This is a genomic window from Natronorubrum tibetense GA33, from assembly GCF_000383975.1.
GTDB classification, from domain to species: domain Archaea; phylum Halobacteriota; class Halobacteria; order Halobacteriales; family Natrialbaceae; genus Natronorubrum; species Natronorubrum tibetense.
Genome location: NZ_KB913017.1, coordinates 3,578,294 through 3,602,052 on the forward strand (window position 1 = coordinate 3,578,294; position 23,759 = coordinate 3,602,052).

Consider the following 23,759-nt stretch of genomic DNA (forward strand, 5'->3'; position numbering starts at 1 on the left):
GGACCGAGGCCGGCGTCTGACCGGGATCCTCGAACACGACGCTTCCCAGCCCCACCTTTATTCCGGGGGACGACGTACTCCGGGGCGAGTTGATCGCGCGAGAGACCGCTCGGCCCCGCGATGGGTCCGAAAAGTCCCGCGCCGGAACCGGCAGCGCCCCATCACCGTCATCATGAACTACAAAGACTTCGTCGGACAGGTCCAGCACAGACTCGAGTACGCACAGTTCGGACAGGCCGTCAGGGCAACGCGGGCCGTCCTGACCACGCTCGGCGAGCGCCTCCAGGAGGGCGAGGCGACGGACCTCGCCAGCCCGCTCCCGATGGAGATCGATCGCTACCTGACCGAGGCCGAACACGGCCAGCGCTTCGACTACGGGGAGTTCCTGGACCGCGTCGCCGAACGCGGCGGCGTCGATCGAGCCGACGCGAACTACCACGCCCAGCAGATCGTCGCGCTCGTTGCCGAGGTCGTTCCTCCAGGAAACATCGACAAAGCGGACGCGCAACTGCCTGATGACTTCGATACGCTCTTCGAACTGATCGAGGCGGAAGCGGAGTGAGTACGCGACGTGACTGCCCTCGAGGACCCGCCGGAAGACGGCAGTGAGGTCTTCCCGAGGGAGCCGACCAACTGGAACGCGGCGGACGCGCCGCCGGGCCCGATCGCCACCGTCCCGCGATCCAAGGCGGCCGCCAGCGAGTGGTACGACGCGCTCAGTGGGTGGTACGACGCGATCGCCGATCCGTTCGAGAGGTCGGCCCGGGCTACGGGACTGGACGTGCTCGACGCCGCGCCGGGCGAGCGCGTCCTCGATGTCGGTTGCGGGACCGGAACCGCGCTCGTGTCGATCGCCAACAATGTCGGCCCGAATGGAACCGCCGTCGGGATCGACCTGGCGGACGGGATGTGTCGCGAATCGCGGCGGGCGCTCGCGGCAACCGGACTCGACCCGGGCATCGTGATCGCGGGCGACGCGGCGACGATGCCGGTCCGGACCGGCGCGTTCGACGCCCTGTTCGCGAGTTTCGTCCTCGAACTCTTCGACACGCCCGATATTCTGGACGTCCTCGCGGAGTGGCGACGCGTGCTCGCTCCGGACGGACGCCTCTGTGTCGTCTCACTGTCCCGGCGCGATGACGGGCCCGTCACGCGGCTCTATGAGTCGGTCCACGATCGGTTCCCGACGAAGGTCGACTGTCGACCGATCTACGTCCGTGACACGCTTCGCGAAGCGGGGTTTCGGATCGCCGAGACGCGCGACGAACGCGCCTGGCGGCTGCCGGTCGAAGTCGTCCTGTGTCGGCCGAACTGAGACGGACTACTGTAAGTCAGTGGCGGTACAACCGCGAGCGGTCCTGGGGTTGCACCGGTACATCGCTACAGCAGACCGTACGACGGATATCGCGGACCACCGTCGGCCGGGCGATCAGCGAACGATCGTCACCGGCACCGGCGCCCGGCGAGCCACCGTTTCGGCGACGCTCCCGAGCAGGACCCGCGAGACGCCTTTCCGACCGTGACTCCCGAGGACGACGTGATCGACGTCGTGCTCCTCGGCGTACTGGATGATCGTCCGCGCCGGACGGCCCGTTTCGACGGCCGTTTCGAGGATCGTCTCCGCGTGCTCGCCTCGCTCCTCGAGTCGATCGCGCGCCTGCTCACAGAGCGTTTCGCCGCGTTCGAATGCGTGATCGAAGACCGTCCCATCGTAGTAGCCTCCTTCCGGCCCCGGGTAAACGCCTTCGGCGGGATCGACGACGTTGAGTACCGAGATTCGATCCCCGGCGTGCTGGTCGAGCGCGTGATCGAAGGCAGTCCACGACGGATCGGATCCATCCAGCGGAACGAGTACGTGTTTCGTCATGTCGGAGGGGATGACCCGCACCGATAAAATACCACCCGTCGACTCGACACGGTGGAAAAAACGGCGGGCGCGAGAGACTGCGCAGGCGCTCTGGTGTGTCAGCTTCTTATCCGGCGGCGACGTCCGTTCGACCATGGATCGAATCGAGTACGTCTACACGGTCGGCATAACCGACGATGAGGTCGAGTCCCGGCTCGAGGAAACCGACACCAGCGTTCTCGGGCTCGCGTCCGCGGACGACGCCTACGCGATCCCAGTCGCACACCACTACGAGAACGGGCGGCTCTACCTCCGGCTGTCGAGCGAGTCAGAGGACACGAAGCTATCGTATATTGAGGACACCAACGCCGCATGCCTCACGCTATACGATGTCGACGAGGCCGGCGACTCCTGGAGCGTCATTGCGACCGGTCCGGTCCGAAAACTCACCGGCGACGAACGTGAGGCGTTCGATCCGACGGCGGTCAACCGATCGTTCCTCCAGCTCAGGGTCTTCGACGAGGACATCGAGGCGATCGAGCTCGAGATCTACGAACTCGAGATTGAGACGCTCACCGGCCGAAAAACGGTGGAGTAGCTCGATGAGGAAACGTCCTACGACGGTGGCGAGTGCCGCTGACAGCCTCGCGTTGGCCTCGTCGGTCGTAGCGAGTGCGTCGATCGTCTGCTCGTCGTGGACGTGGGTGGTGTCGGTCGGGACGGCGCACTCGACGGTCGGAATCCACGGGTTCTGGAGGTACTTCACGTCACCGCCGCTAGTCGCGCTTCGGCGGCAGATCCGATCCTCGAGGATGCTCTCCGCGACGCGAGCCGTTACGTCAACGATCGGCATGTCGAGCCGTTCGCAGGTCCCGACTCGAGATAGTAGCCTTTAGAAATGATTGCTCACACCGAGGGTTTGGGACTGGTCAAAAACGATGTCGATCGCTGTTGTGCGGTCCTCGAGTGAGTCGAAGAAGCGATTGCTGAGGGATGCTTGAAGGGTTCTCCAGCATTTTCGACCGGATTCGGCTGCGGCGAGTACGAAGGGAGCCTCACGAAGGCGAGGTTGTTACCGGCCGTCAAGTCCGTGACAGTCGACACCGGAAAGTCCGGCGCTCTATTCAATACAACGATCAGATATCTACAAACCCTTTCTATAATCTGAAAGTGATATGTCTGCGTAGTTGACGGTGCCGTGCTCCTCGAGTTGAGCGAAAAAGCGATCACCGTTATCGGTGATTTCACCCAACAGAGACGTCAAGTCACGTCACCCGAAGAATTCGACAGACGGCCGCGTGCCGCGCGGAAACCACACGGCACGCGGTCAAACTTGGACAGGGTTCTTGTTTGGCCGACACAAACTACTGTGGCGCCCATTTCCCGCCGCTTTCTTTCAGTTCCTCACGAAACGTCTCCTGGTCGGGAGCATCAGACTCGGCGGCTGTACGGCGTGATTTTTCTTAGCGTAATCCCGCTTCCTTGAGAAACCTCCGGCAACTCGGGATCGAGTACTCGACATCGTACGTCTCCGCCAGATACTGCTGGACGAGCGCCGGCGTGGACGCCGGCGCGTCGATCCCAATTTTCCCAGGAGATTCGCGGACGGTTTCTTCGAACGCTTTTTGCTTATTTTTTGAGAGCTTGCGATTTCTCTCAGATAGTTGAACATCAGTTATTGCCTGCTCAAGCGATTCGTCGGTGTCGAGTCGCTCGAGCCAGCTATAGACCGTCCGTCGCTGAACGCCGTACCACTCGGCCAGTTCAGTCTGCGTAATACCGTTTTGTACGCTATTGCCGCTAATAGCCGTTGTGTCGACTTCTTTCGTTCAACGTTGTCGAGTGCATCTTGCAATTCCTCGACAGAGATCTCGTCGAGATGATCCACTACACCTGACCACAACATATGAGTAGAAAGTTCTAACGGCCTCGTACCGAATTTGCTGCTCGCGGATTGCTCGCAGCAAAATTAGTGGGTTGGGGCAGATTTGAACCACGCCGAGACGTGCTCGCTCACGGCGCTTCGCGCCGTTCGCAATCGCGGTCGCGTTGCGACCGCGCTCTCGCTGCGTGCGTCTCGTCTAGTTCAAACTGCCGACCATTTTTGACGACACGGACTCCTCGCTACGCTCGTCGTCATTGCGTCGTCAAAAATGGGTTGGGGCAGATTTGAACTGCCGACTTCCTCCGTGTGAAGGAGGTATCATAACCGGACTAGATCACCAACCCGCACGGAATCGTATCCGTGCGTATAACTTAAGACTTCCTTTCAGCGGTCGTCGGCTGAGTCGGCCGCGTCAGACCGCGAGAGCGTCGCTCGAGCGCTCCCCACGACCCCACGAGCCTGTCCTGCGGCGTTGCGCTCCAGATCGACCACGCCGTCTCGAACCGCCTCGAGGCGGTTCGGTTCGGGCTCCGGTTCGGACTCGCGGCCGATCAGTTCGCGGACTCGCCTCGCGTAGGGCTCGACGGTTTCGCTGAGACCGAGTTTCGCGTGTTCGCCGGCGCGGCTGAGGTAGTAGCGGCTGTCGTCGAAATGCTTGTTCATGGGACCTTCTACCAAGGGGAGGACCCCATCCAATATAGCCCTTTCGTAGGCAACAGGATGGGGGCGGTACTGATCCCGACGCCGACGTTCGAGTCGATCTCGAGCCCAAGTCAGGCGGTTAGCGGTATCGATTTCGGTCGAGTAGCGGCAACTGACTCAGTACTGGGGCGAGTCTTCCGGCTCGCCGTCGCGCTTGTTGACGACGCGACCGAACGTAAACAGGCCGTCCGAGAGCCGGTTCAGATACTGCACGGCTTGCTCGTTGATCTGCTCCTCGCTGGCGAGTGCGACGGCCCGGCGCTCGGCGCGCCGACAGACGGTTCTGGCGTGGTGGAGCGCTGCACCGTGTTCGCTGCCCGTCGGTAGGATAAAAGAGGTCAGTGGCTCGAGTTCTTCGTCGTACGCATCGATCCAGCCTTCGATGGTCTCGACGTGCTCGGCTCGCACTGCGGGATCGTCATCGTCGGGGTCGGGGTTCGCGAAGTCCGCCTGCACGACGTGGAGGTGGTTCTGGACCGTTCGCAACTGCTCGTCGACATCGTCGTAGCCGGTTGGTCGAATCGTTCCGATTAAGGCGTTGAGTTCGTCGACGGTCCCGTAGGCCTCGATGCGCGCGCTGGTCTTTGAGACGCGGGTCATATTCCGGAGATCGGTCTGTCCGTCGTCGCCGCGACCGGTGTAGATCGTCATACCTAATTCGACGGACGGTGGCTACTTAACTACTGACGCATCGGTGGGCGATCAGCTTGGAACACCCGACGGTCAGTACAGGCGAACGATGTAACGCGACAGATTGTGATCTGACCGACCCCTGATAGAAATTGCATGCAGAGGATTGGTTCAGCGTTTTGGATTCGATCGTTTCAAGCTATTTGATCGGTGTTTGAATGCTCTGATGGTTCTTTGAACGATCTCAATTATTTATCGGTAAGAAGATGCCGAAACCGATAGTCTGGTCCGGGAAACCTTCGAAAGTCCGTGCGTTGTTGCGAGGTCAGGACACGTGACTCCCCAATTCCCACCCATCCTGAATCGCAGCGATTCACTGAATGGAGCTCCTCCTCTTCTGTTGGGAATAACACCATCAGGTTGAGTAGGTGAGATGAGTTTGAAACGGGAGCTACGTATCCTCACTCACGCCCATCTCTCACTCGTGGATGTCGTACGGCTCGACTAACCGCAGGATTTGCTGTTCCAGTTCACCGCCAGTAAACTGGATATGACCCGTTTCAGTCTTGTGGTCGATTATCCGTGCCTCCTCGAGTTTTGGAAGATGGGTATGGCGAAGTGCGATCCGGACGCGTTGTCGGTGTTCGTCGGACGCCCAGTTCGCGTCTTCGTCCCGAACCCGGTCTGCAACGCGATCTACGAGCGCATCGTATGTCAGTGTCCGTTCAGTTGCATCGTCCAACGCGTTGAGGATGGCGCGTCGGTGTTCGCTCGCTACTGCCGACAGAACCGTATCGGGGGAGATCGGTCTCTCACGCCCCGAAGAACCGGAACCCGCATCAATTGACTGGATATCACGTGTCCCCAACTTTCGACTCTTATCCATACACACACAACATAGGTCCAACTATCTGGTCCTGCCCCATGGTGTATAATGGAACTAGTCAGTCCACGTGCGCCGCTGACTCGGGAGTAAGCAGTGCGTACCTCCCGAACGTACTAATGGCACGACGCAGTCGCTCCGTCACTGCCTGATCGGAAATCCCGAGTTCGGCAGCTAACTCCGCGGTCGTACAGCCCCGTGGTATGTCGTAGTATCCCATTCGGACGGCAAGCGTCAGCGCTTCTCGTTGGGGCTCACTCAAGCCGTACCACGGACCAGCCTCGGGGTCCGTTGGATTGTATATACGGGTTAGTTTCAGGGAAATGTGTGCGTTCTCACAACAGTCTTGGCACTGACTCAATCCCTCGCGGTCTGAGAATCGTATCTCGAAATTCCACCCTTCCGGTGAGCCAGTCGCACTCAGTATTTGTCCGTCGTGTTCCAAGATGCACTCAAATAGGTAGTCCTGGGTCGCATCCCAGTCCATCCTGAACAACGTCCGGTCGTCGAACACGTCCATCTCCGTGACGCTGTTGACAGCTGGATAGCGTTCGACGGTATCGAGAAAGCTGCCTTCGACCGGTTCGTAGACCCAGAAGAGCGGCACGGTCGCGTCCCCACTCGGAACGAGCGTTTCGAGTTCGATTGCCGACGCTTGCTCTAGACTGAGGATTTGTCCGAGTTCAAAGTCATCAGACGGGACACGAATCTCTGTTATCACACTCATGCTCGCTTGTGCGGCTAGATTGCCCGGTCGTACAAAAGGAGACGACATGGTGCACCATGGCTATCCGATACCAACCGGACTCCCCGCTTGCAGCACACATTATTCCGGCTATCAACGTTGCGTTGGCTCGTTTCGAAGCCATGATACACCACCCATGCTGGTTATTGGCCTGCCGAACGAACCCTTCCGCATGGCGACTGTAATGGAATTTACAAGTCCGGTAGCGGAGTTTCCGCTGGGGAGTGTGTTCGAGAATTTGCCGGGTGTGACCGTCGAACTGGAGCGATTGATTCCACACGAGACGCTGATTATCCCGTATTTCTGGGTACGCGATGCAGAAACGGAGGACATCGAGGCTGCGTTCGAACAACACGCCGGCGTGAGCAACATCCGAATGGTCGATAGCGTCGAAGACGAATATCTCATGCGAGCCGAGTGGGAACAAGAGTACTTCGGCATCCTGAGTGCGCTTGCAGAGGCCAACGTCGTCGTGCTCTCCGGAATCGGTACGAAAGACGAGTGGCGATTCGAGGTGCGCGCCGAGAGTCAGGAGGCGATCGCAGATTTTCGAGAGTATTGCCAGGAGAACGACATTCCGATAGCGATCACCGCCGTCCACGCCATGCTTCCGATCCAGGGAGAGGGCTACGAGTTGACCGAGACCCAACGCGAGGCGCTGATATTGGCCTACGAACGGGGCTACTTCGATAGCCCACGCGATGCGTCGCTGGAAGAGATCGCTGACGAGATCGGTATCACCCAGCAGTCACTATCCTCACGACTCCGACGTGGACATCGACGCCTCATTGGAGCGACGCTTAGCAGTCAATCGTGACGGCTCGGATAGCTGCTCCTTTTAAACCCCCTGTATTATCAGTATAGCTTTTGAACCGACACAGACGGCTAGAATCGGGCACGATGGACACGAAGGTATCTGGGGTTGGAGTCGAAGCGGTCGAATACGTTCAGAAATCTGGGACTGTTCGCACCCGATTTGATCAGGAGAAGACACCCGCGAGCATGGCTGTTATCGCAACGCTGGCGGACCTACTGGGGACTGACCCGGTCGAACTCGACCCGCTCTATTCTACTATTGACCCCGACGACGTAGATGCGCTCGTCCGCGTTCGAAACGGGACGAACGGAGATTCCCACGTCACGTTCACACACGAGGAGCACGCGATAACCGTACACAGCTACGGTGTGCTTACCATCACACCAGAACACGAACCCACAGCGGAGACATACGGGAGGGGCACGGGAAGATGACTTCTGAGGAGACCGCGCTTACGTCGAAGGAGGAATTAAACGCGGAGCTGAAAGCCCTCCTTCGCAGGGCCTACGAGAGTGGGCTCAATGTGGAAGGTGGATTCGAATGTCGGAACGGAGTCGAACATCCCGACTGGGACGTGATCGTCACGGAAGTCGAAAAGAACGAGCGCGCGGAGTGACCGAGGACGAGGGTACCAGTCGTGACAGATAACAGGGCTGTGAGGGAGAAACGCTGTGACGATGATCGTATCGAACGTGTGCTCTCAGCGCAACAGTGGCGAGTATTACGCGCGCTACTGGACGAACGTTCGGTGTCTGCAGATCCGATTCTTCGAAAGGCAGAGATGCTCGACTCCGGCGAGTATCTCACGATCTGTTACGAACTCCATCACGTTCTACTCCCCGAATTAGCGGATATGGGAGTTGTCGAGTTCGACAGGTTCGAAGACGAGGTGCGGCGAGGACAGAGATTTGACGAGGTGCGTCGGTCCCTCGAACAGATCGCTGACGATCATGACAAGTAACCTGGAACTGCAATCGCTTCGCTGCTGGATGTGTGCCCTGAGGCTTGCACGACGCTACGAACAGTATCCATAGCTGGTAGGAATCTCGGCGGCCAGTCCACACGTGAACTGAACAGATCGTGCGGGGCGTACTACTTACTGTCGCCACCGCCGCAGTCGACGGTACAGCGGCCATACGATCAGGACCCATGCGCCGGGCGACCAGTTCACGAACTAACCGCTGCTACCTTACCAGTGAGCGACTCAGTCCCAGCGGCGGCGACCGGTACGTTAAACAGGCGCCGCGCCAAACGCCCGCGTATGGCCATGGAACTCGATCACGAGTGTCCGGACTGCGGCGAGGAGCGGACCTTCTATCGCGCGGCGAGCACCACGCTCCACCTCGGCGAGAAGGTCAAGTGGCACTGCCCCGACTGCGACTACGGCTTCGTCCGAATCGGCGACAACGGCACCGCCGTCGACTCGAGTGCGACATAACGACCAACTCCCCTCCGATTTTAGTACGGGCGATCGCCGTCGCTTCGTGGCAGTCGCTCGTAGGCCGGCGACACCGACCGAATAATGTTCGCGATCTGCTGGAGTTCCATCCCCAGAAGGACGACGATATCGCTCAGCGAGACGATGCCGACGAGGTCGCCGTCCTCGACGACGGGAACCCGTCGAACGCCCTTGCGTGACATTTTCTCGAGGAGATCGTAGATCCCCGCGTCGGCGGCGACCGTCAGCAGGTCGCCGGAGACGATCTCGCTCACTGGCGTCGAGTTCGTCGCCCCGTCTCCCTCGAGGACCTCGAAGGCGAGGTCACGGTCGGAGACCAGCCCGATCGGCTCTCCTTCGGCGACGACGATGACGCTGCCGACGCGTTTCGTCCGCATCGTCTGGACGATGTCGGACAGCGTGGCTTCCGGTTCGACGGTGACGACGGTCTGCCGTGCGATATCGATCACTGCCATAGATGGTCCATCATCGCCGACCGGGACAAACGTTGTGCTGCGTACGGATCGACGCTCGTTACCGGTCTTCCCCGTCGAAACCATCGACCACACGGTATCTGCAGTCGAGAGCGCATACAAGATTACTTCTGCCGAGGAGTTCGTGGGATACGTATGCAAGGACGCAGGCTCGCCACGACGGACGAGATCATCGCGATCGTTAGTCCGGACAGCGACGAAGCGCTCGAGTCGCTCACCGAGTGGACCGAGGATCGGGGGCTCGAGTTGGCGACCGTCGCCGTGGGGGACGACATCGGCGACGTCTACGACGAGAGTCGAGCGACGCTGGGCGTGACGCTCGGCGGCGACGGAACCTTTCTGGAGGGGGTCAAGACGTTCAGCCCGCGGAACATCCCACAGTTGGGCGTCAACACGGGGACGCTCGCGTTTCTGGCTCGCGTCGAGCCCGAAGATCTCGGGGACGCACTCGACGAGACGCTCCGCGGGCGGGCGTCGGTCGACAGCCGCCAGCAGGTTCACGTCGAGGCACCGGGCGTCGACGCGACCGGAATCAACGACCTCATGGTTCAGCAGGTGCCCCCGGAGAACCCCATCGACCGAAAGGTGACGCGACTGGACGTCTATGCGGACGACGAGTACGTCGGCGAGTTCGAGGGGACGGGACTGGCCGTCTCGACGCCGACCGGTTCGACCGGTATCTCGCTGTCAGCCAACGGGCCGGTCCACTACCCCGTCAACAACCACACCCTCCAGATCGTCCCGCTGCACACGCACAAACTCGGCGTTCGGCCGATCGTCGTTTCCCCGGAGACCGAGCTCCGGATCGTCACGCAGGAGCAGGCGAGTCTGCTAGTCGACGGCGGCCGGGCCCACACCGTCCTCACCGAGGGCGATGAGATTACGGCCACCGGGGCCGATAAACTGGCCCACGTCGTCCGAACCAGTTACGACGATCACTTCTTCACCGCGATCACGAAGAAACTCGGCTGGGACGTTCGGGACGCCGAAGTGCCGGCGGCGAAGCGTCGCGAGCCGCTGTCCGCCGCGTCGAAGAAGTCGATAACTGCCGACGAGGAGACGGATACCGTCGAGCGTGCGCTGACGGTCGCGACGGAGGCCGCGAAGGCGGCCGGAGAGCCGTTGCGCGAACTCCACGGACAGGTGGAGTCCATCGACATCAAGACTGACAAGTCCGATATCGTTACCGAGGCTGATCATCAGGCTGATCGGATCATCACGACCGTTATTCGAAACGAGTTCCCCGACCACGCGGTCTTCTCGGAGGAGGGGGCCCGTCAGCGAGGCGCAGACAGCGACTACACCTGGGTGATCGACCCGCTCGACGGGACCGGCAACTTCGCCCACGGCAACCCCAACTACTCGATCTCGGTCGCCCTCGTCGAGGACGGCAAGCCGGTGATGGGCGTCGTTTACGTCCCCGAAACCGACGAGCTGTTCTCCGGTATCGCCGGGAAGGGCGTCTGGCGAGACGGCGACCCGATCGGGACGACCGACCGGGACCAACTCGACGAGAGCATGCTGATCTCCGGCTACGATCCCGACGGCACCTTCCTCTCGCACTTCTACCAGGAATCCCGCGGCGTCCGCCGCCTCGGCTCGGCCGCGCTCAATCTGTGTTACCTCGCCAGTGGCAGCGCGGACGCCGTCTGGGAGCACGACACCTACCCCTGGGACATCGCGGCTGGGCTCGTCATCGCCCGCGAAGCTGGCGCGACGGTCACCGATCAGGCGGGCGATCCCTACGAGTTCAATTTCGATACCGAGGACCGTGCGGCGCTGCTCGGCTCGAACGGCTCGCTTCATTCAGCACTGCTCGAGCACTTAGAGGAAAGTGTCACGACGCCGTCGCGGTAGCTCGCCCGGAAAACGGGCGGCGGTGACTACTCGAGCGAGATCACGTTCGACTCGAGGTCGCGCGGATAGTAGGTCAGCCACTCGATGCCGTCGTCGGTGACGGCGATCGTGTCCGAGTGGCGGTAGCCGTACGTGTCGGTGTAGAGCCCCGGTTCGATCGTCCAGACGTGTCCGGGTTGCATCACGGTGTCCTCGGCGTCGTAGCTCGTGTACTCGCTCTCGCAGCGACTGCCCCAGCCACGGTCGATGTACGGCGGTTCGTGGCCATCGAGTCCGATGTTGTGCCCGACGTGGTGCTGAGCGAGGTCCGAGACCCCCTGCTCCTCGAAGTACTCCTGGACCGCTCGGTCGACGTCGGCGATCGGAACGCCCGGGCCGAGCGCCTCGATCGCGATCGTTTGTGCTTCGAGCATGAGTTCGAAGTAGTGAACCTGTTCGTCGCTCGGTTCGCCGAGGAACATCGTCCGCTCGAGTTCGGAGTAGTAACCGTCGACGGTCGCCGTCGCACCCGTGATCAGGACGTCGCCGGCCTCGAGCCGGCGATTCGCGGTGTGGCCGTGGGGGAGTCGCGTCTGCTCGCCCGTGATGTACCCTGCGTGAACCGGTCCGTTGCCGCGGGTACGCGGTACGTATCGATCGCCGAGCGTATCCAGCATCGCTCGCGACGCGTCCATCGATGCCCGCTGGCTCACCGTCACCGGATGGGCGCCGGGTTCGGTGTACTCCGCGAGATAGCGGTGACCCAGGTTCGCCCACGTCGCGGACTCGCGGATCAGGTCGACCTCCGCGTCCGACTTCTCCCAGCGCAGTCGCGGGACCCACGACTGCGTGTCGACATTGACGTGGTCGGTGAGTGGCGGCCCCTCGTAGCCCATCGTCCCGGGTGCGCCCTCGGCGTCCGCCGCGACGCGCTCCGCGTCGAGTCCGGAAAGCATCTCGACTGCCACCGCGATCGGTCGGCCGCCCGGATAGTCGCGGTAGTGGTGTACCGCGTCGATCCGCGGGTTCGGCTCGACGCGCTCGACCTCGAGTCGGGGCACGACGATCTCGGTTCGATCACGGGTTACGGCCAGGACGACGGGGCGCTCCGTCTGGATGTGGTCGAAGCCAGTCAGGTACTCGATGCTCGTCGCGCCGAACCAGACGCCTGCGTCCGCGTCCGTGTCTGCTATCTCGTTGCGAATGCGCTCGAGTCGTTCGTCGTACTCCGAATCTGGGAGTGCTGTAGCCATAGGAATACCTTCATACGTTCCCTCAAAAGGATTCAGGTGGTCCGTGCCTCTCGCTCGAGGATCGATGGGGGGTAACGCGAGTTACGGCAGACGATTTGCCAGTAGTATCTATCCATATTTCGTCGAGTGAGTGAACCGTTCGACTTCTCCGTTTCGAAAAAGTAGCGAAGAACCTCCTGATCAGCAGGACCTCTTCAACGGTATCTCAGGGGGAAATCCGATCCGACTTCTGCTATTCGTCCTCGAGGGCCTGCCACGACAGCCGCGGATTCCGCGCGGCGCTGGTCTGGTCGATCCGGCGAGCCGTGGTGCGGCCGGGAGCCGCTTCGAGCGTCTCGTCGTCTTCCGCCGCGACGGCGTTGAATGCGGCGGCGAGCCGATCGAGCGTTCCCTCGCTCTCGACCTCCGTGGGTTCGGTCATCAGCGCCTCGGAGACGATCTCGGGCCACTTGGTCGTCGGCGGGTGGACGCCGTAGTCGAGCATTCGCTTGGCGACATCCGCGGCGTCCTGGTCGCCCGCGCTGGCGACAAACTCGTGGTGGAACGGCTCGTAGGGGATGTCGTACTCGAGTTGACTCGCAAGGTAGTTCGCGTTGAGCACCGCCTTGGCGCTGGCGTCCGAGAGGCCCGCATCACCCAGCCGAGCGATGTAGGCGAACGTCTTGACGAGAACGAGCCAGTTGCCCTGGTAGCCGTGTACGTGGCCGATCGTGTGTTCCGGGTCGAACAGTTCGTAGGTCGACTCCCCGCTCTTGCTCTCGCCGCCTTCCCGTACTCGAGGTGCCGGGAGGAACGGAGCGAGTTCGTCGACGACACCGACCGGTCCCGCGCCCGGCCCGCCGCCGCCGTGGGGTGTCGCGAACGTCTTGTGGACGTTGTAGTGCATCACGTCGAAGCCCATATCACCCGGCCGCGCACGGCCGAGTAGGGCGTTCAAGTTCGCTCCGTCGTAGTAGAGCAGGCCGCCCACGTCGTGGACCATCTCGGAAATCTGTTCAATATCGCGCTCGAACAGCCCGAGCGTGTTCGGATTCGTCAGCATGAGCGCGGCCGTCTGCTCCGAGAGCGCGGCCTCGAGCGCCTCGAGGTCGACCCGGCCCGTGTCGTCGCTCGGGAGCGAAACGACGTCGTAGCCGCCCAACGCAGCGGTCGCGAAGTTCGTTCCGTGGGCGCTTTCGGGAACGATGACCTCGTTGCGGTGGTCCTCACCGTTGTGCTCGTGGTAGGCCGCGGCGACGCGGATGCCGACGAACTCGCCGGCCGCGCCGGCTGGCGGCTGGAGCGTCACCGCGTCCATCCCGCCGATTCGACCGAGGTAGTCCTGGAGCCGATACAGTAGCTCGAGAGTGCCCTGCAGTGAGCGTTCCGAGCGATCGGGGTGGACGGCCGCTTTCGGCAGCGCCGCGACGTCCTCGGTGAACTTCGGGTTGTACTTCATCGTACACGATCCCAGCGGATAGGGCCCGCTGTCGATCCCGTAGATCATCTGCGAGAGTCGCGTGTAGTGGCGAGCCAGTTCGGGTTCGGAGAGTTCGGGTAACTCGAGGGAGTCTCGCGTGAGGTGGTCAGGGAGGGGCGAGTCGTCGCCGACGCCGCCATTGCCGCCGTCCGTCCCGTCACCCTCAGCGCCGATCTCGACGCGCGTCAGGTCCTTCTCCGAGAGCAGCGGCTCGTACTGACCGTCCTCGACGTACCGAGCCTGATCGTAGCGGACCTGCTCGGCTCGAGGGTCGACATCGGTGCCGTTGCTCCCGTCAGTCTCATCGGAACGCTCGCTCATCGCGACACCTCCTCGAACGCCGCGACGAACCGATCGATCCGCTCGTCGGGGACGCCCGCGACACAGACCTGAATCAGGTGTTCGCCGATCACGTGGACCGCGAAGCCGCGTTGCTCGAGGTCTTCGGCGATCGCGGCCGCTGGCTGGTCGACGCGGGCGACGAACTCGCGGATGTGGTGTCGGTCGTGGATCGGCGCTTTGACGCCGACGAGGTCGTCGAGTCGCGTCGCAAGATCCGAAGCACGGGTGACGCCGCGTTCGGCGAGGTCGACCATGCCGTTCGGCCCCAGGGAGGCGGCGTGCATCGCGGTTCGAAGCGCGACCCACGCCTGATTCGTACAGATGTTGCTCGTGGCTCGCTCTCGGCGGATGTGCTGTTCGCGAGTCTGTAGCGTGAGGGTGTACGCCCGGCGATCGGTCGCGTCTTCACTTGCGCCGACCAGCCGGCCGGGTACCTGTCGGAGGTAGTCCTCGCTCGTCGCGAACAGCCCGAGTCCCATTCCGTAGCTCGTGGGCAGGCCGAGGACGCTGGCGTCGCCGACGACGACGTCGGCGCCGACGTCCGCCGGCCGTTGGAGTACGGAGAGCGCGACCGGATCCGAGCCGAGGACGAACAGCGCGTCGTGGTCCGCGGCGAGGTCGCCGATCGCCGTCAGACTCTCTTCGATCGTTCCCCGAACCGTCGGGTTCTCCGCGTAGACCATGAGGCTCTCCTCGTCGACCCGTTCCTCGAGGGCGGCGAGGTCGACGTTTCCGTCGTCGGTCGGATACTCCTCGACGACGAGGTCTGTCCCGGCAACGTAGTTCTCGAGCGTCGACCGTCGACCCTCCCGAAGGAGGTCGGGAACGAGCACGCGATGGCCGCTCGTGTCCCGGACGCGTTCGGCCAGCGTGGCAGCCTCGCCGAGCGCCGTCGCGGCGTCGTACATCGAGCAGTTGGCGATCTCGAGGCCCGTCAGTTCGACCAGCAGCGACTGGTACTCGAACAGCACCTGCAGGAACCCCTGAGACACTTCGGGCTGGTACTGCGTGTAGGAGGTGAGAAACTCCGAGCGGTCGGCGAGGTGGTCGACCAGTGACGGCACGTAGTAGCCGTAATGGCCCCGACCCAGCAGCTCCGTCAGGTCGGTGTTTCGGCCCAAAATCGACCGAACCAGCCGTCTCGTCTCGCGTTCAGAACGCGCGTCGATACCGAACGTCCCATCGAACTGGACGGGCGCCGGGATGTCGAAGAGGTCGGCTTCGGTCTCAGCGCCGACGGCCTCGAGCATCCGCGAGCGTTCCGCGTCCGTGTGGGGAGCGTACGGACTCCCCGTGGCGTGTGATCCGTGCATAGTTAGTAGCGGTCCCGGTCGAACGTCGCGGCCCGTTCCCGGCGTGGCCCGCCCCGTGCGATTCGAGACATGATACCAGCCAGTAGCGGTCACGGGGTAATGAACGCACCTCTTCGATTCCGAGAACATGTCGTTGAAACTGATTTATCACGCCAACCGAATACGGATCAGCGACGAACCGCTACCCGCCCGAGTCGGTCGCGCTATCGGCTCCGCCGTTCGGTCCGTCAGCAGTTTCATCGGTCGGTTCGTCAGCGGTCCGGTCGGTCGATTCGTCGCCGGTGTCGACTGGCGTCTTCCGAGCACCGTCGCCCTCCTCGTCCGAATCGTCGTCTGCGCCGGTCCGAATACCGGATTCTTCCTCCGTGTCGACGGCAGGATCCTCGGTCTCCTCGGTCTCCTCGAGGCCCGGTTCCGCGCCCGCCGCCGCCGCTCGCTCTCGAGCGAATGCGTCGAGCGTGACCTTCGCGCCGCCGAGGACGACGGGGCCGACGAAGAGGCCGACCGCGCCGAAGACGACGATACCGCCGAAGATACCGACGACGATGATGGCGGAGTTGAGCGCGCTCGTCCGGCCGATGAGCGCCGGGCGGAGGTAGGTGTCGGAGGCGCTGACGATCGAGCCGTAGACGACGAGCGCGACCGCACCGACGGGATCGCCTGCGACGAGCAGATAGAGCGAGACCGGAACCCAGACGCCGAACGCCCCGATCAGCGGGAGGAGCGCGAGGACGAACGTCGCGACCGTGAGCAAGACGACGGCGGGCACGCCGAGAATGGCTAGTCCGATACCCAGTGCGACCGCTTGAATCGCCGCGACGATGACGTTGCCGACAACCGAGGCCCACATGAGCTGGTCTAGATCGGCGAGGAGTTCCCGCTGAATGTCGTCGTCGATCGGGAGGACGTGACGGGTCCAGACGATGAGCCGATCGCCGTCTCGCAACAGCGCAAAGAGGACGAACACCGTGACGGTGAGCCCGATGAGCAGCCCCGGCAGTCCGCTAACGAGTTCGATTCCGCTCGTCGCGAGTCCCTGTGCCGCCGTTCCGATCGGCTCCTGATACGTCTCGAACAGTTCGACGAGATCGTCCGGCTGACCGACCACCTCGAGTCGCCGCTCCACATCGGCCATTCCGAGCGTCCCATCCTGGACGGCTGTGAGCAGTTCGATGGCCTCCCGAAGTGCGACCGCGAGAACGTACAGCATCGGCAGCAGGATCGCGAGGATGGCGACGACGACGAGCGTGAGCGCCGCGGTCATCGAGCTGACGGTGCGCTCGAGGCGGCGCTGGGCCGGCATGAGGATATACGCGAGCACGACGCCGAGTAGGACGTACTGCAGATACGGCAAGAGAATTAGGGTCGCGAGGATGGCACTCACGAGCGCGAGTAGGGCCAATCCGGTCCGTTCGGAGAGCCACTCCGGTCGGCTGGATCGATCGGGCATAGCCTCTCCTACGTCCACCTAACGGATTATTGCACTGGAAGGTTCTCGCTCTCCGTAGCCGACTACGCCTCGTCGTCGAGCAGCGACCGAGAGGAGTTCGTCACGACCAGCAGGCTGCTGATTCCCATCGCGACCGCGGCGAACAGCGGGTTGAGCAGTCCCGTTACGGCGAGCGGGATCGCGATGCCGTTGTAACAGAACGCCCATCCGATGTTCCCCTTCACGCGCCGATCGGTCGCTCGAGCGAGGTCGAAGACGGTGTCGACGGACGATAGATCGTCGTCGACGAGGGCGACGTCCGCCGCGTCGGCCGCCATCGCGGTACCCCCGCCGAGCGCGATGCCGAGGTCGGCGGCCGCGAGTGCTGGCGCGTCGTTGGTTCCGTCGCCGATCATGACGGTCTGGCCCCTCTGTTTGAGCCGTTCGACGGTCTCGGCTTTCCCCTCCGGCGGGACGCCCGCGAATACGCGGTCGACCGCGTCGTGCTCGCGGAACCGAGTCGCTGCACGTGCGTCGTCGCCGGTGAGGACGACGACCTCGGCCCCGTTCTCGGAGATCGCCGTCAGCGTCTCGGTCCATCCCTCCCGCAGGTCGTCGCCGACGACGACGACGCCTTCCGCGGAACCTTCGCGGCCGACGGCGACCGGAACGCGCCCGGTTTCGCGGCTCTCGGCGATTTGGTGCTCGATCGTGTCCGGAACCGTCCAGCCCCGATCGCGGAACAGGTCCGGGTGGCCGACGACGATCTCGTCACCGTCGACGACGCCGGAGACGCCGTTTCGATGGCTCTCGAAGGACTCGACGCGTTCGGTAGCGTCGTCGTCGCTATCGGCCCCACTGGGCTCGGAGTCGGTCGACGCGATCGCGTCTCCTTCGACGGCACCGCCGTCAGCGACCGGTTCCTCGGCGGCGATCGCCTCACCGATCGGGTGGGCCGACTGGCGCTCGAGCGTCGCCGCCCGCTCGAGGAGGTCGGCGTCGCAGTCGGCGTCGACGACCGTCATGTCGCCGGTGGTCAGCGTCCCGGTCTTATCGAAGACGACGGTGTCGGCGTCGCGCAGCCGTTCGAAGACGCTGTCGTCGAAGACAACGATCGATCGCTCGAGCGCGTCACGGATACCCGCGGCGACGGCCAGCGGCGTCGCCAGCCCGAGCGCACAGGGACAGGAGACGATCAGGACGGTGAGTCCAATGAGGAGGGCGGCGGCGAGCCCGGACCCCAGGAGGAGGTAGACGATCGTGACGACCGTCGCAAGGACGAGTACGAGCGGGACGAAGATCGTCGCCAGCTTGTCCGCGAGCTTCTGGATACCGTGGGTCCCGCTCTGGAGGTCCCAGACGAGTTCGCTGATGCGATCCACGGTGCTCGTGGCGTCCTCGCCGACGCGGATCGTAAGGGTGCCGTCCGAGACCGTCGAGCCGCCGATAACTGCGTTGCCGCCGACTTTGGTGACGGGCAGGGACTCACCGGTGACGACCGCCTCGTCGACCGCGGCCTCACCGTCGACGACCGTGCCGTCGATCGGAATCCGTTCGCCCGCGCGGACGACAACGCGCTCGTCCGGTTCGAGGTCGTCGACCGCGACGTCCTCCGTCTCGCCGCTCTCGAGGAGTCGTCTGGCTTCGTCCACCTGCACGGCCGTCAGGTCCGAGAGGCGCTCGGTCGCCTTCCGCTTGATTTCGGACTCGTAGTAGCCGCCGACGGAGACGATGACGATGATCGCGACCGTCACGTCGTAGTAGATGTGCGGGCCGCCGACGGCGATCGAGAGCGTGCTGTAGAGGTAGGCGCTGACGGCCGCGATTGCGACGAGCAGGTCCATGTTCGGCGAGCGCGTCTTCACGGCGACGTAGGCCCCCTGCAGGATCGGTTTGCCGGTCACGCCGAGGACGATCGTCGTGAGCGCGGCGATCATGAGGTAAAACGGCGTCGCGAGGTCGCTGGCCAGCGCCTGCGTGAAGAACTCCGTCGTTCGTTCGTCGTAGAACAGCCCGCCGAAGTAGGTGGGATAGATGATGAGCAGGTACTGCAGCATCACCGACATCCCCATGAGCACGCCGACTGCGATCCGTCCCATCGCCCAGTTGTCGGCCCGGCGACGGCTAATCGCGTCCTCGCGGTCGTACGCGCTGTAACCGAGCTGGCTAATTTCGGCTTTCAGCTCCTCGACGGAGGCGGCCGCGGGGTCGTGGTCGATCCGCACCGTGTCGGTAACGTAACTGGAACTGACCGAACTCACGCCGTCGGCCTCGCCCGCGACCGACTCGATGAACGCCTCACAGGTCGCACAGTACATGCCGTCGACCTCGAGGAACGTCGTCTCGTGACCGTCGGGAACGACTCGCGTCTCCTCCTCGTCGGATTCGTTTCGTGCGTCGCGGACGTCGTCGGCATCGACCGCCTCGATGTCGCCGAGCGCGTCGTACACCTCGCGACAGCCCGCACAGCAGAACGCGTTACCGTCGGCCGTCACGCCGCTGTCTTCGACGGGCAGTTCACACAGCGTACAGGCGTTTCGACTCGACATTGGTGATCGTGGTGGTAGTCAGTGGTGGTCGTGTCCGCCGGTTCCGAGTCCGTCGTAGAACGGCAGTTCGGGGTGTGGAACGTGGATTCCAAAGCTCATCAGCCCGTGGGCGAACAGGACGTAGCCCAGCGCGACGAACGCGATTCCGAGCAGCCGGTGGACCCGTCGGCGGTGGGCCACGTCGACCGAGTCGATGATCGTCCCGTAGGCGAAGACGGCCGGCACCGTCCCGATCCCGAGCGCGGCGAGCGCGAGCGCCCCGCTGATCGGCGAGCCGGTCGCGAACGCGTAGAGAAAGGCCGGGTAGAGGATCGGACAGGGGAGCAGTCCGTGCACCGCGCCGAGACCGACGATGCCGGGGCCGTTCGCGAGTCGGTCGACGCGCCCGGCGAGCCAGCCGGTGAGTCGCTCGAGCCCGGGAAACGAGATCCCGCCGGTCGTCCGCCCCAGCGCGTAGTAGACGCCCGTCGCGATGACGAACGCGCCGACGAGGAGCCCGACCGCGCCGCGGGCGACGTCGACGGCCGGCGTCAACTCGGCGGTCGTGACGAACAACAGCCCGCCGAGCGCGCCGAAAAAGGCACCCAGAAGGGTGTAGCTCGCCGTCCGCCCGAGGTTGAACAGCGCGTGCTGGCGAACCTCGTAAGTGGAGAGATGGCCCGTGCGTCCGGCGCTCGAGGCGTTCGCGGTCGTGCCGCCGTCAGTCGCGGCACCGTCCATCCGACTCGCGTAGACGGTCACGAGCGGGCCGCACATCCCGATACAGTGGGCTCCCGCGAGTAGCCCGATGAGCAAGAACAGCGCGACGTCGACGCCGAGGAACGTGAACGGGTCCATATATTAATTCTCGAAGTGATCGTTGGTCGACCTAGTCAGCCAACGGTGTAGTGCGTTTCGCTCGCGGAACGGTTTTCGAGAATCGTACCTCGAAGCGCGTCGATCGTAAGGAACGCACCGATGCGCTTGAGGGGGCCCTACGGGTCGGCCGTGCCTGCGGCGACATTCGACTGCGAGCGACGGGATTCTGAGCCCGCTACTATCGCTCCCGCTCGAGCGCCGCCAGCGACTCGAGCCGATCCGCCGTCGGCGGGTGCGTCCCGAACAGCCAGCGCTGGAGGCGGTGCAGCCGCGTTCGAAGCCACCAGTACGACGGCTCGATGTCGCCCTCGGGGCCGAGCATGACCTTCTCGAGTTCCCGCGGCTCGAGGGGCAAGATGGATAGCGAGGAGACCCCCGACACCTCGCGGAGATCCTGCTTCGGCGTGTCGGTGATCTCCGCATCTAACCGGCGGAGCGCGCTGGCCAACGTCGCCGGCGAGCCGGTCACTTCCGCGGCGGTCCGATCGGCCGCGCGCTCTCTGACCCGGGAGAGGCGAGCCGTGATCGCGCTGCCGATGATCCAAACGACTGCCGCGACGAGCCCGATAATAGGCGCCACGAACGGAACCACCGCGGCGACGATCGATTCCGAACTGGGCTCGTCTATCCGTTCGAGTCGCGACCCCAAGCCGTCGGCGAGCACGACGGGCAGCGAGACGACCGTCATCACCATCGCGTCGCGGTTCTTCACGTGAGCGAGTTCGTGGGCGATCACCGCCTCGAGTTCGTCAGCGTCGAGCGCCCGGATCGTTCCGAGCGAGAGTACCAGGTGGACGTTTTCCGGCCGGAAGCCGACCGCCAGCGCCTCCGGCGCGTTCCGCTCGGAGACGGCGATCGTCGGCACGGGGACGTCCAGTTGCGCGGCGACGCGCGTCGTTACGTCGTACAGGTGCGGCGCCGACTCGCGGTCCACTGGATGGGCGTCCGAGAGTCGTTCGATCGTCTCGAGGTGTCTGTACTCGAGGTAGGCGATCGTCAGCAGGGTGACCGTTGTGGCGACGAACGCCCCGTGCGCCGCGGGTCGAATACCAAACACCACGAGCATGCCGTAGAAGACGACCCATACGCCCGCGAGCAGACCGATCGTGACGAGTACGAGTGCGAGGACGGCGGCAACCATGCCGACGTAGAGGCGGATCGATGGGGAGGGCATCGTCACACCATTCGGATAACGGGTCAAAAATATTGACTAAACATGGCGGCAGCGAGACGACGCAGGAGGACGTGTTCAGGGCAGGCGGAGGCGTGCACTCACCGCGAGCGACCGAAGGAGCGAGCGGGCCGACGACCGGCCCGCAGGGGAGGGAAGAGTGCTTTTTCTCAACGTTTTGCCGAGTGCGGTCGCGGAGCGACCGCACGCAGAGCAAAAGGTTGCTATTCGACGTACCGGTACTTCCGCTCGCCCATTCGCCCCCAGCCGTCGAAGACGAACTCCGACTCGGGAGCCGTGAACTCCTCGACGTCGACGTCCATGTCGTGATTGTGGACGTCGTGGATCTCTTCGTAATCGTCCCAACTCATGTCGTAGCGGGCGTCGAGCTGTTCGTCGATGTTTAGCGCCTCGATTTCGTCCTTCCAGCCGTCCTGGATCGTCTCCGCGTGGCCCTCCGCCTGCGCGCCGGAGCCGTAGGAGCCGACGAGGAGCTTGCTCCCCGCGAGGTCGAGGTCGTTCTCGAGGCCGTGTTTCAGCGCGCTCACGCGGGCGACGTGGACGGAGCCGGTGTACCAGTTGCCGACCTCCCGAGAGAGGGTGAGGGTCGGATCGATCGTCGCCTCGTACCACTCCTGGTAGGTCTCGGTGTCCTTGAGGGCATCCATATACTCCCGCAGCGCGTCGTGGAACGCCTCGTCGTCGTCGAACGCTTCGGCGCGGGGCTGGCGACCGATCTCCTCGGCCAGCTCATCTTCGATGCTAGTGTCGCGAATCATATGCCGGTAGACCAGCATTCCGGCCTTGCGGACCATCCCCGGGAACGGGGTGTGGAACGGGATGTAGGCGAACTGATCGGGATGGGTTTCGCCGGCGACGCTCTCGAAGTCCTCGAGCGCCTCGCGCATGCGGGCGAGGTACACCTGCACGGAGCGTTTGCCGTCGACGGACGGGAACTGCTGGTTTGGTTTGAGGAAATCCGTCTCGTCGGCCGAGCCGTAGCCCTGCTCGGTCGAGAGTTCGACCAGATCGGGGTCCTCGCTGATGAGCATCGCGACGGCACCCGCACCCTGGGTCGCCTCGCCGGCGTCGCCGCGGGCGTACAGCGCCGTGTCGGTCGCAATCACCAGCGCCGAACGACCGCGATTTCGGCCGGCCTGGATCCAGTTGAACGCGTCGTCGAGACTCTGGGTGCCCGCGATACAGGCGAACTTTCGTTCGCCCTTGTTCGCGTGGTGGAAGTCATCGCCGTAGACCTGCTCGAGACAGCCAGCGACGTACGTCGAAACCGGCTTCGAGTTGTCGAACGCGCTCTCGGTCGCGACATCGATTCGACCGATATCGTCGGGCTCGAGGCCCTTGCGTTCCATCAGCCGGTGGGCGGCGTTTGCCCCCATCGTGACGATGTCTTCGTAGCTGTCGGGGAACGAGCTTGCGTTGAGACCGAGTCCCTTCGTGTACTTCTCGGGGTCCTCGCCCTTCTCGGGCGCGAACGTCCCGGGTAAGTCGAGTTTGAGATTCCCGGTCCAGATTTCGATGGCGTCGATACCGACTGCAGTCATGCATCGAGAATGTGGGCCGAGATACAAGATATTGTCGTTCGATGTTTCGACGTCTGTCGAACCCGCCACCGCGGTCCGCGAACGGTTCGTACAGATCCGATTAGCCGGCGTACTCGAGCGTCTCCGTTCGGGTGGCCTCGCTTTCGCCGTCCCAGACGGTGACGGCGACCGTGTACGTCTGTGCATTGGGATTTCCAGTGTCCCTGAGTTCGGTCTCCCCGCTCGCGGTCGTCCCGGAAACGTCGACGCTGAGCGTCTCCGGTTCGGCATCGATAGTGATTGCCTCGCTGTCCGACGGGGCGCTGAGCCACTCGCTGGCAGTCACTGTAATCGTCCGATCACCTGCATCACCGGGAGTAGTCCCCCAGGCGAGCGTCACTTCGCCGTCCTCGTCGACGGCCACCTCATCGACGACAGTGGCGTTGACCTCGAGTGAGACATCCGCTCCCAACGTATCAAACCCGTGAATGGTCTCCATAGCGTAACCGTGTACTGGCCGCCACACGACGTGTCGCGTGCGAGCCAGCTACCGTTGGCGGCGTCTCCG

General features: G+C 63.4%; 24 protein-coding genes, 1 tRNA gene and 1 pseudogene. 9 read left to right on the plus strand and 17 right to left on the minus strand.

From position 1 onward, the window contains the following. Positions 1-172 precede the first annotated feature (172 nt). Both NATTI_RS0118375 and NATTI_RS0118380 read left to right on the plus strand, forming a co-directional pair. Positions 173-562: a DUF2267 domain-containing protein gene (locus tag NATTI_RS0118375; RefSeq protein WP_006088406.1), complete on the plus strand. Its 390-nt coding sequence runs from the start codon at positions 173-175 to the stop codon at positions 560-562. A gap of 9 nt (positions 563-571) precedes the next feature. Continuing rightward, on the plus strand, positions 572-1,315 hold the full coding sequence (locus tag NATTI_RS0118380; protein ID WP_006088405.1) for a class I SAM-dependent methyltransferase: 744 nt from the start codon (positions 572-574) through the stop codon (positions 1,313-1,315). A 114-nt stretch (positions 1,316-1,429) separates the two neighbouring features. On the opposite strand, the gene NATTI_RS0118385 is transcribed toward NATTI_RS0118380, so the two are convergent. After that, positions 1,430-1,867 carry a universal stress protein gene (locus NATTI_RS0118385; protein WP_006088404.1) on the minus strand — a complete coding sequence of 146 codons (438 nt, stop codon included), beginning with the start codon at positions 1,865-1,867 and terminating at the stop codon, positions 1,430-1,432. A gap of 133 nt (positions 1,868-2,000) precedes the next feature. Between NATTI_RS0118385 and NATTI_RS0118390 the strand changes: the two genes are divergently transcribed. Beyond that, complete coding sequence (locus NATTI_RS0118390) at positions 2,001-2,444, plus strand: pyridoxamine 5'-phosphate oxidase family protein (protein WP_027119211.1); 444 nt, start codon at positions 2,001-2,003, stop codon at positions 2,442-2,444. Between the two features lie 294 nt (positions 2,445-2,738). Here the strand turns inward: NATTI_RS0118390 and NATTI_RS25555 are convergent. The 6 genes and pseudogenes from NATTI_RS25555 to NATTI_RS0118420 all read right to left on the minus strand — a co-directional run bounded on the left by NATTI_RS25555 (position 2,739) and on the right by NATTI_RS0118420 (position 6,673). Then, positions 2,739-3,734: pseudogene (locus NATTI_RS25555) on the minus strand (IS630 family transposase). 266 nt (positions 3,735-4,000) lie between these two features. Then, positions 4,001-4,075 (minus strand) — tRNA-Val (locus NATTI_RS0118400). A 40-nt stretch (positions 4,076-4,115) separates the two neighbouring features. Then, positions 4,116-4,394, minus strand: coding sequence for a DUF7553 family protein (locus tag NATTI_RS0118405; RefSeq protein WP_006088401.1), 279 nt, complete (start codon positions 4,392-4,394; stop codon positions 4,116-4,118). Positions 4,395-4,550: 156 nt separating this feature from the next. Then, positions 4,551-5,084: a cob(I)yrinic acid a,c-diamide adenosyltransferase gene (locus tag NATTI_RS0118410; protein WP_006088400.1), complete on the minus strand. Its 534-nt coding sequence runs from the start codon at positions 5,082-5,084 to the stop codon at positions 4,551-4,553. Positions 5,085-5,541: 457 nt separating this feature from the next. After that, the gene (locus NATTI_RS27670) at positions 5,542-5,949 is read right to left on the minus strand and encodes a DUF7344 domain-containing protein (RefSeq protein WP_449289288.1); all 408 of its coding nucleotides are present in this window, start codon (positions 5,947-5,949) and stop codon (positions 5,542-5,544) included. A 58-nt stretch (positions 5,950-6,007) separates the two neighbouring features. After that, positions 6,008-6,673, minus strand: coding sequence for a helix-turn-helix domain-containing protein (locus NATTI_RS0118420; protein ID WP_006088398.1), 666 nt, complete (start codon positions 6,671-6,673; stop codon positions 6,008-6,010). Positions 6,674-6,863: 190 nt separating this feature from the next. Here NATTI_RS0118420 and NATTI_RS0118425 point away from each other — a divergent pair, with 190 nt between their 5' ends. From NATTI_RS0118425 to NATTI_RS26630, 5 genes are all read left to right on the plus strand, one after another. Beyond that, entirely contained in the window at positions 6,864-7,508 is a 645-nt protein-coding gene (locus NATTI_RS0118425; protein ID WP_027119212.1) for a helix-turn-helix domain-containing protein, read from the plus strand. Between the two features lie 83 nt (positions 7,509-7,591). Further along, positions 7,592-7,942 carry a HalOD1 output domain-containing protein gene (locus NATTI_RS0118430; protein ID WP_006088396.1) on the plus strand — a complete coding sequence of 117 codons (351 nt, stop codon included), beginning with the start codon at positions 7,592-7,594 and terminating at the stop codon, positions 7,940-7,942. After that, the gene (locus tag NATTI_RS0118435; RefSeq protein WP_006088395.1) at positions 7,939-8,124 is read left to right on the plus strand and encodes a hypothetical protein; all 186 of its coding nucleotides are present in this window, start codon (positions 7,939-7,941) and stop codon (positions 8,122-8,124) included. Before NATTI_RS0118430 ends, NATTI_RS0118435 begins: the two co-directional genes overlap by 4 nt. Positions 8,125-8,145: 21 nt before the next feature. Beyond that, positions 8,146-8,469 carry a hypothetical protein gene (locus NATTI_RS27110; protein ID WP_241434260.1) on the plus strand — a complete coding sequence of 108 codons (324 nt, stop codon included), beginning with the start codon at positions 8,146-8,148 and terminating at the stop codon, positions 8,467-8,469. A 300-nt stretch (positions 8,470-8,769) separates the two neighbouring features. Next, complete coding sequence (locus tag NATTI_RS26630) at positions 8,770-8,946, plus strand: DUF7838 family putative zinc beta-ribbon protein (RefSeq protein WP_162832105.1); 177 nt, start codon at positions 8,770-8,772, stop codon at positions 8,944-8,946. Positions 8,947-8,966: 20 nt separating this feature from the next. On the opposite strand, the gene NATTI_RS0118450 is transcribed toward NATTI_RS26630, so the two are convergent. Further along, on the minus strand, positions 8,967-9,422 hold the full coding sequence (locus tag NATTI_RS0118450) for a CBS domain-containing protein (RefSeq protein ID WP_006088392.1): 456 nt from the start codon (positions 9,420-9,422) through the stop codon (positions 8,967-8,969). A gap of 153 nt (positions 9,423-9,575) precedes the next feature. On the opposite strand from NATTI_RS0118450, the gene NATTI_RS0118455 reads away from it, so the two are divergent. Further along, positions 9,576-11,297, plus strand: a complete 1,722-nt coding sequence (locus NATTI_RS0118455) for an NAD(+)/NADH kinase (protein WP_006088391.1) — start codon at positions 9,576-9,578, stop codon at positions 11,295-11,297. Positions 11,298-11,323: 26 nt separating this feature from the next. Here the strand turns inward: NATTI_RS0118455 and NATTI_RS0118460 are convergent, their stop codons facing one another. The 9 genes from NATTI_RS0118460 to NATTI_RS0118500 all read right to left on the minus strand — a co-directional run bounded on the left by NATTI_RS0118460 (position 11,324) and on the right by NATTI_RS0118500 (position 23,690). Next, positions 11,324-12,529 (minus strand): M24 family metallopeptidase, encoded by a 1,206-nt coding sequence (locus tag NATTI_RS0118460; protein WP_006088390.1) that lies wholly within the window; start codon positions 12,527-12,529, stop codon positions 11,324-11,326. Between the two features lie 232 nt (positions 12,530-12,761). Next, positions 12,762-14,309: an aminomethyl-transferring glycine dehydrogenase subunit GcvPB gene (gcvPB, locus tag NATTI_RS0118465; RefSeq protein ID WP_006088389.1), complete on the minus strand. Its 1,548-nt coding sequence runs from the start codon at positions 14,307-14,309 to the stop codon at positions 12,762-12,764. After that, positions 14,306-15,643 (minus strand): aminomethyl-transferring glycine dehydrogenase subunit GcvPA, encoded by a 1,338-nt coding sequence (gcvPA, locus tag NATTI_RS0118470; protein WP_006088388.1) that lies wholly within the window; start codon positions 15,641-15,643, stop codon positions 14,306-14,308. Before gcvPA ends, gcvPB begins: the two co-directional genes overlap by 4 nt. Positions 15,644-15,824: 181 nt before the next feature. Beyond that, entirely contained in the window at positions 15,825-17,093 is a 1,269-nt protein-coding gene (locus NATTI_RS0118475) for an AI-2E family transporter (protein WP_006088387.1), read from the minus strand. Positions 17,094-17,155: 62 nt separating this feature from the next. Beyond that, positions 17,156-19,621, minus strand: coding sequence for a heavy metal translocating P-type ATPase (locus NATTI_RS0118480; RefSeq protein WP_006088386.1), 2,466 nt, complete (start codon positions 19,619-19,621; stop codon positions 17,156-17,158). Between the two features lie 18 nt (positions 19,622-19,639). Beyond that, a complete protein-coding gene (locus NATTI_RS0118485) occupies positions 19,640-20,458 on the minus strand; it encodes a sulfite exporter TauE/SafE family protein (protein ID WP_006088385.1) in 819 nt (272 codons plus the stop codon). A gap of 199 nt (positions 20,459-20,657) precedes the next feature. After that, a complete protein-coding gene (locus tag NATTI_RS0118490; protein ID WP_027119213.1) occupies positions 20,658-21,653 on the minus strand; it encodes a M48 family metalloprotease in 996 nt (331 codons plus the stop codon). Positions 21,654-21,874: 221 nt separating this feature from the next. After that, positions 21,875-23,212, minus strand: a complete 1,338-nt coding sequence (gene hmgB, locus NATTI_RS0118495) for a hydroxymethylglutaryl-CoA synthase (protein WP_006088383.1) — start codon at positions 23,210-23,212, stop codon at positions 21,875-21,877. A 100-nt stretch (positions 23,213-23,312) separates the two neighbouring features. Continuing rightward, positions 23,313-23,690: a hypothetical protein gene (locus NATTI_RS0118500; RefSeq protein ID WP_006088382.1), complete on the minus strand. Its 378-nt coding sequence runs from the start codon at positions 23,688-23,690 to the stop codon at positions 23,313-23,315. Positions 23,691-23,759 lie beyond the last annotated feature (69 nt).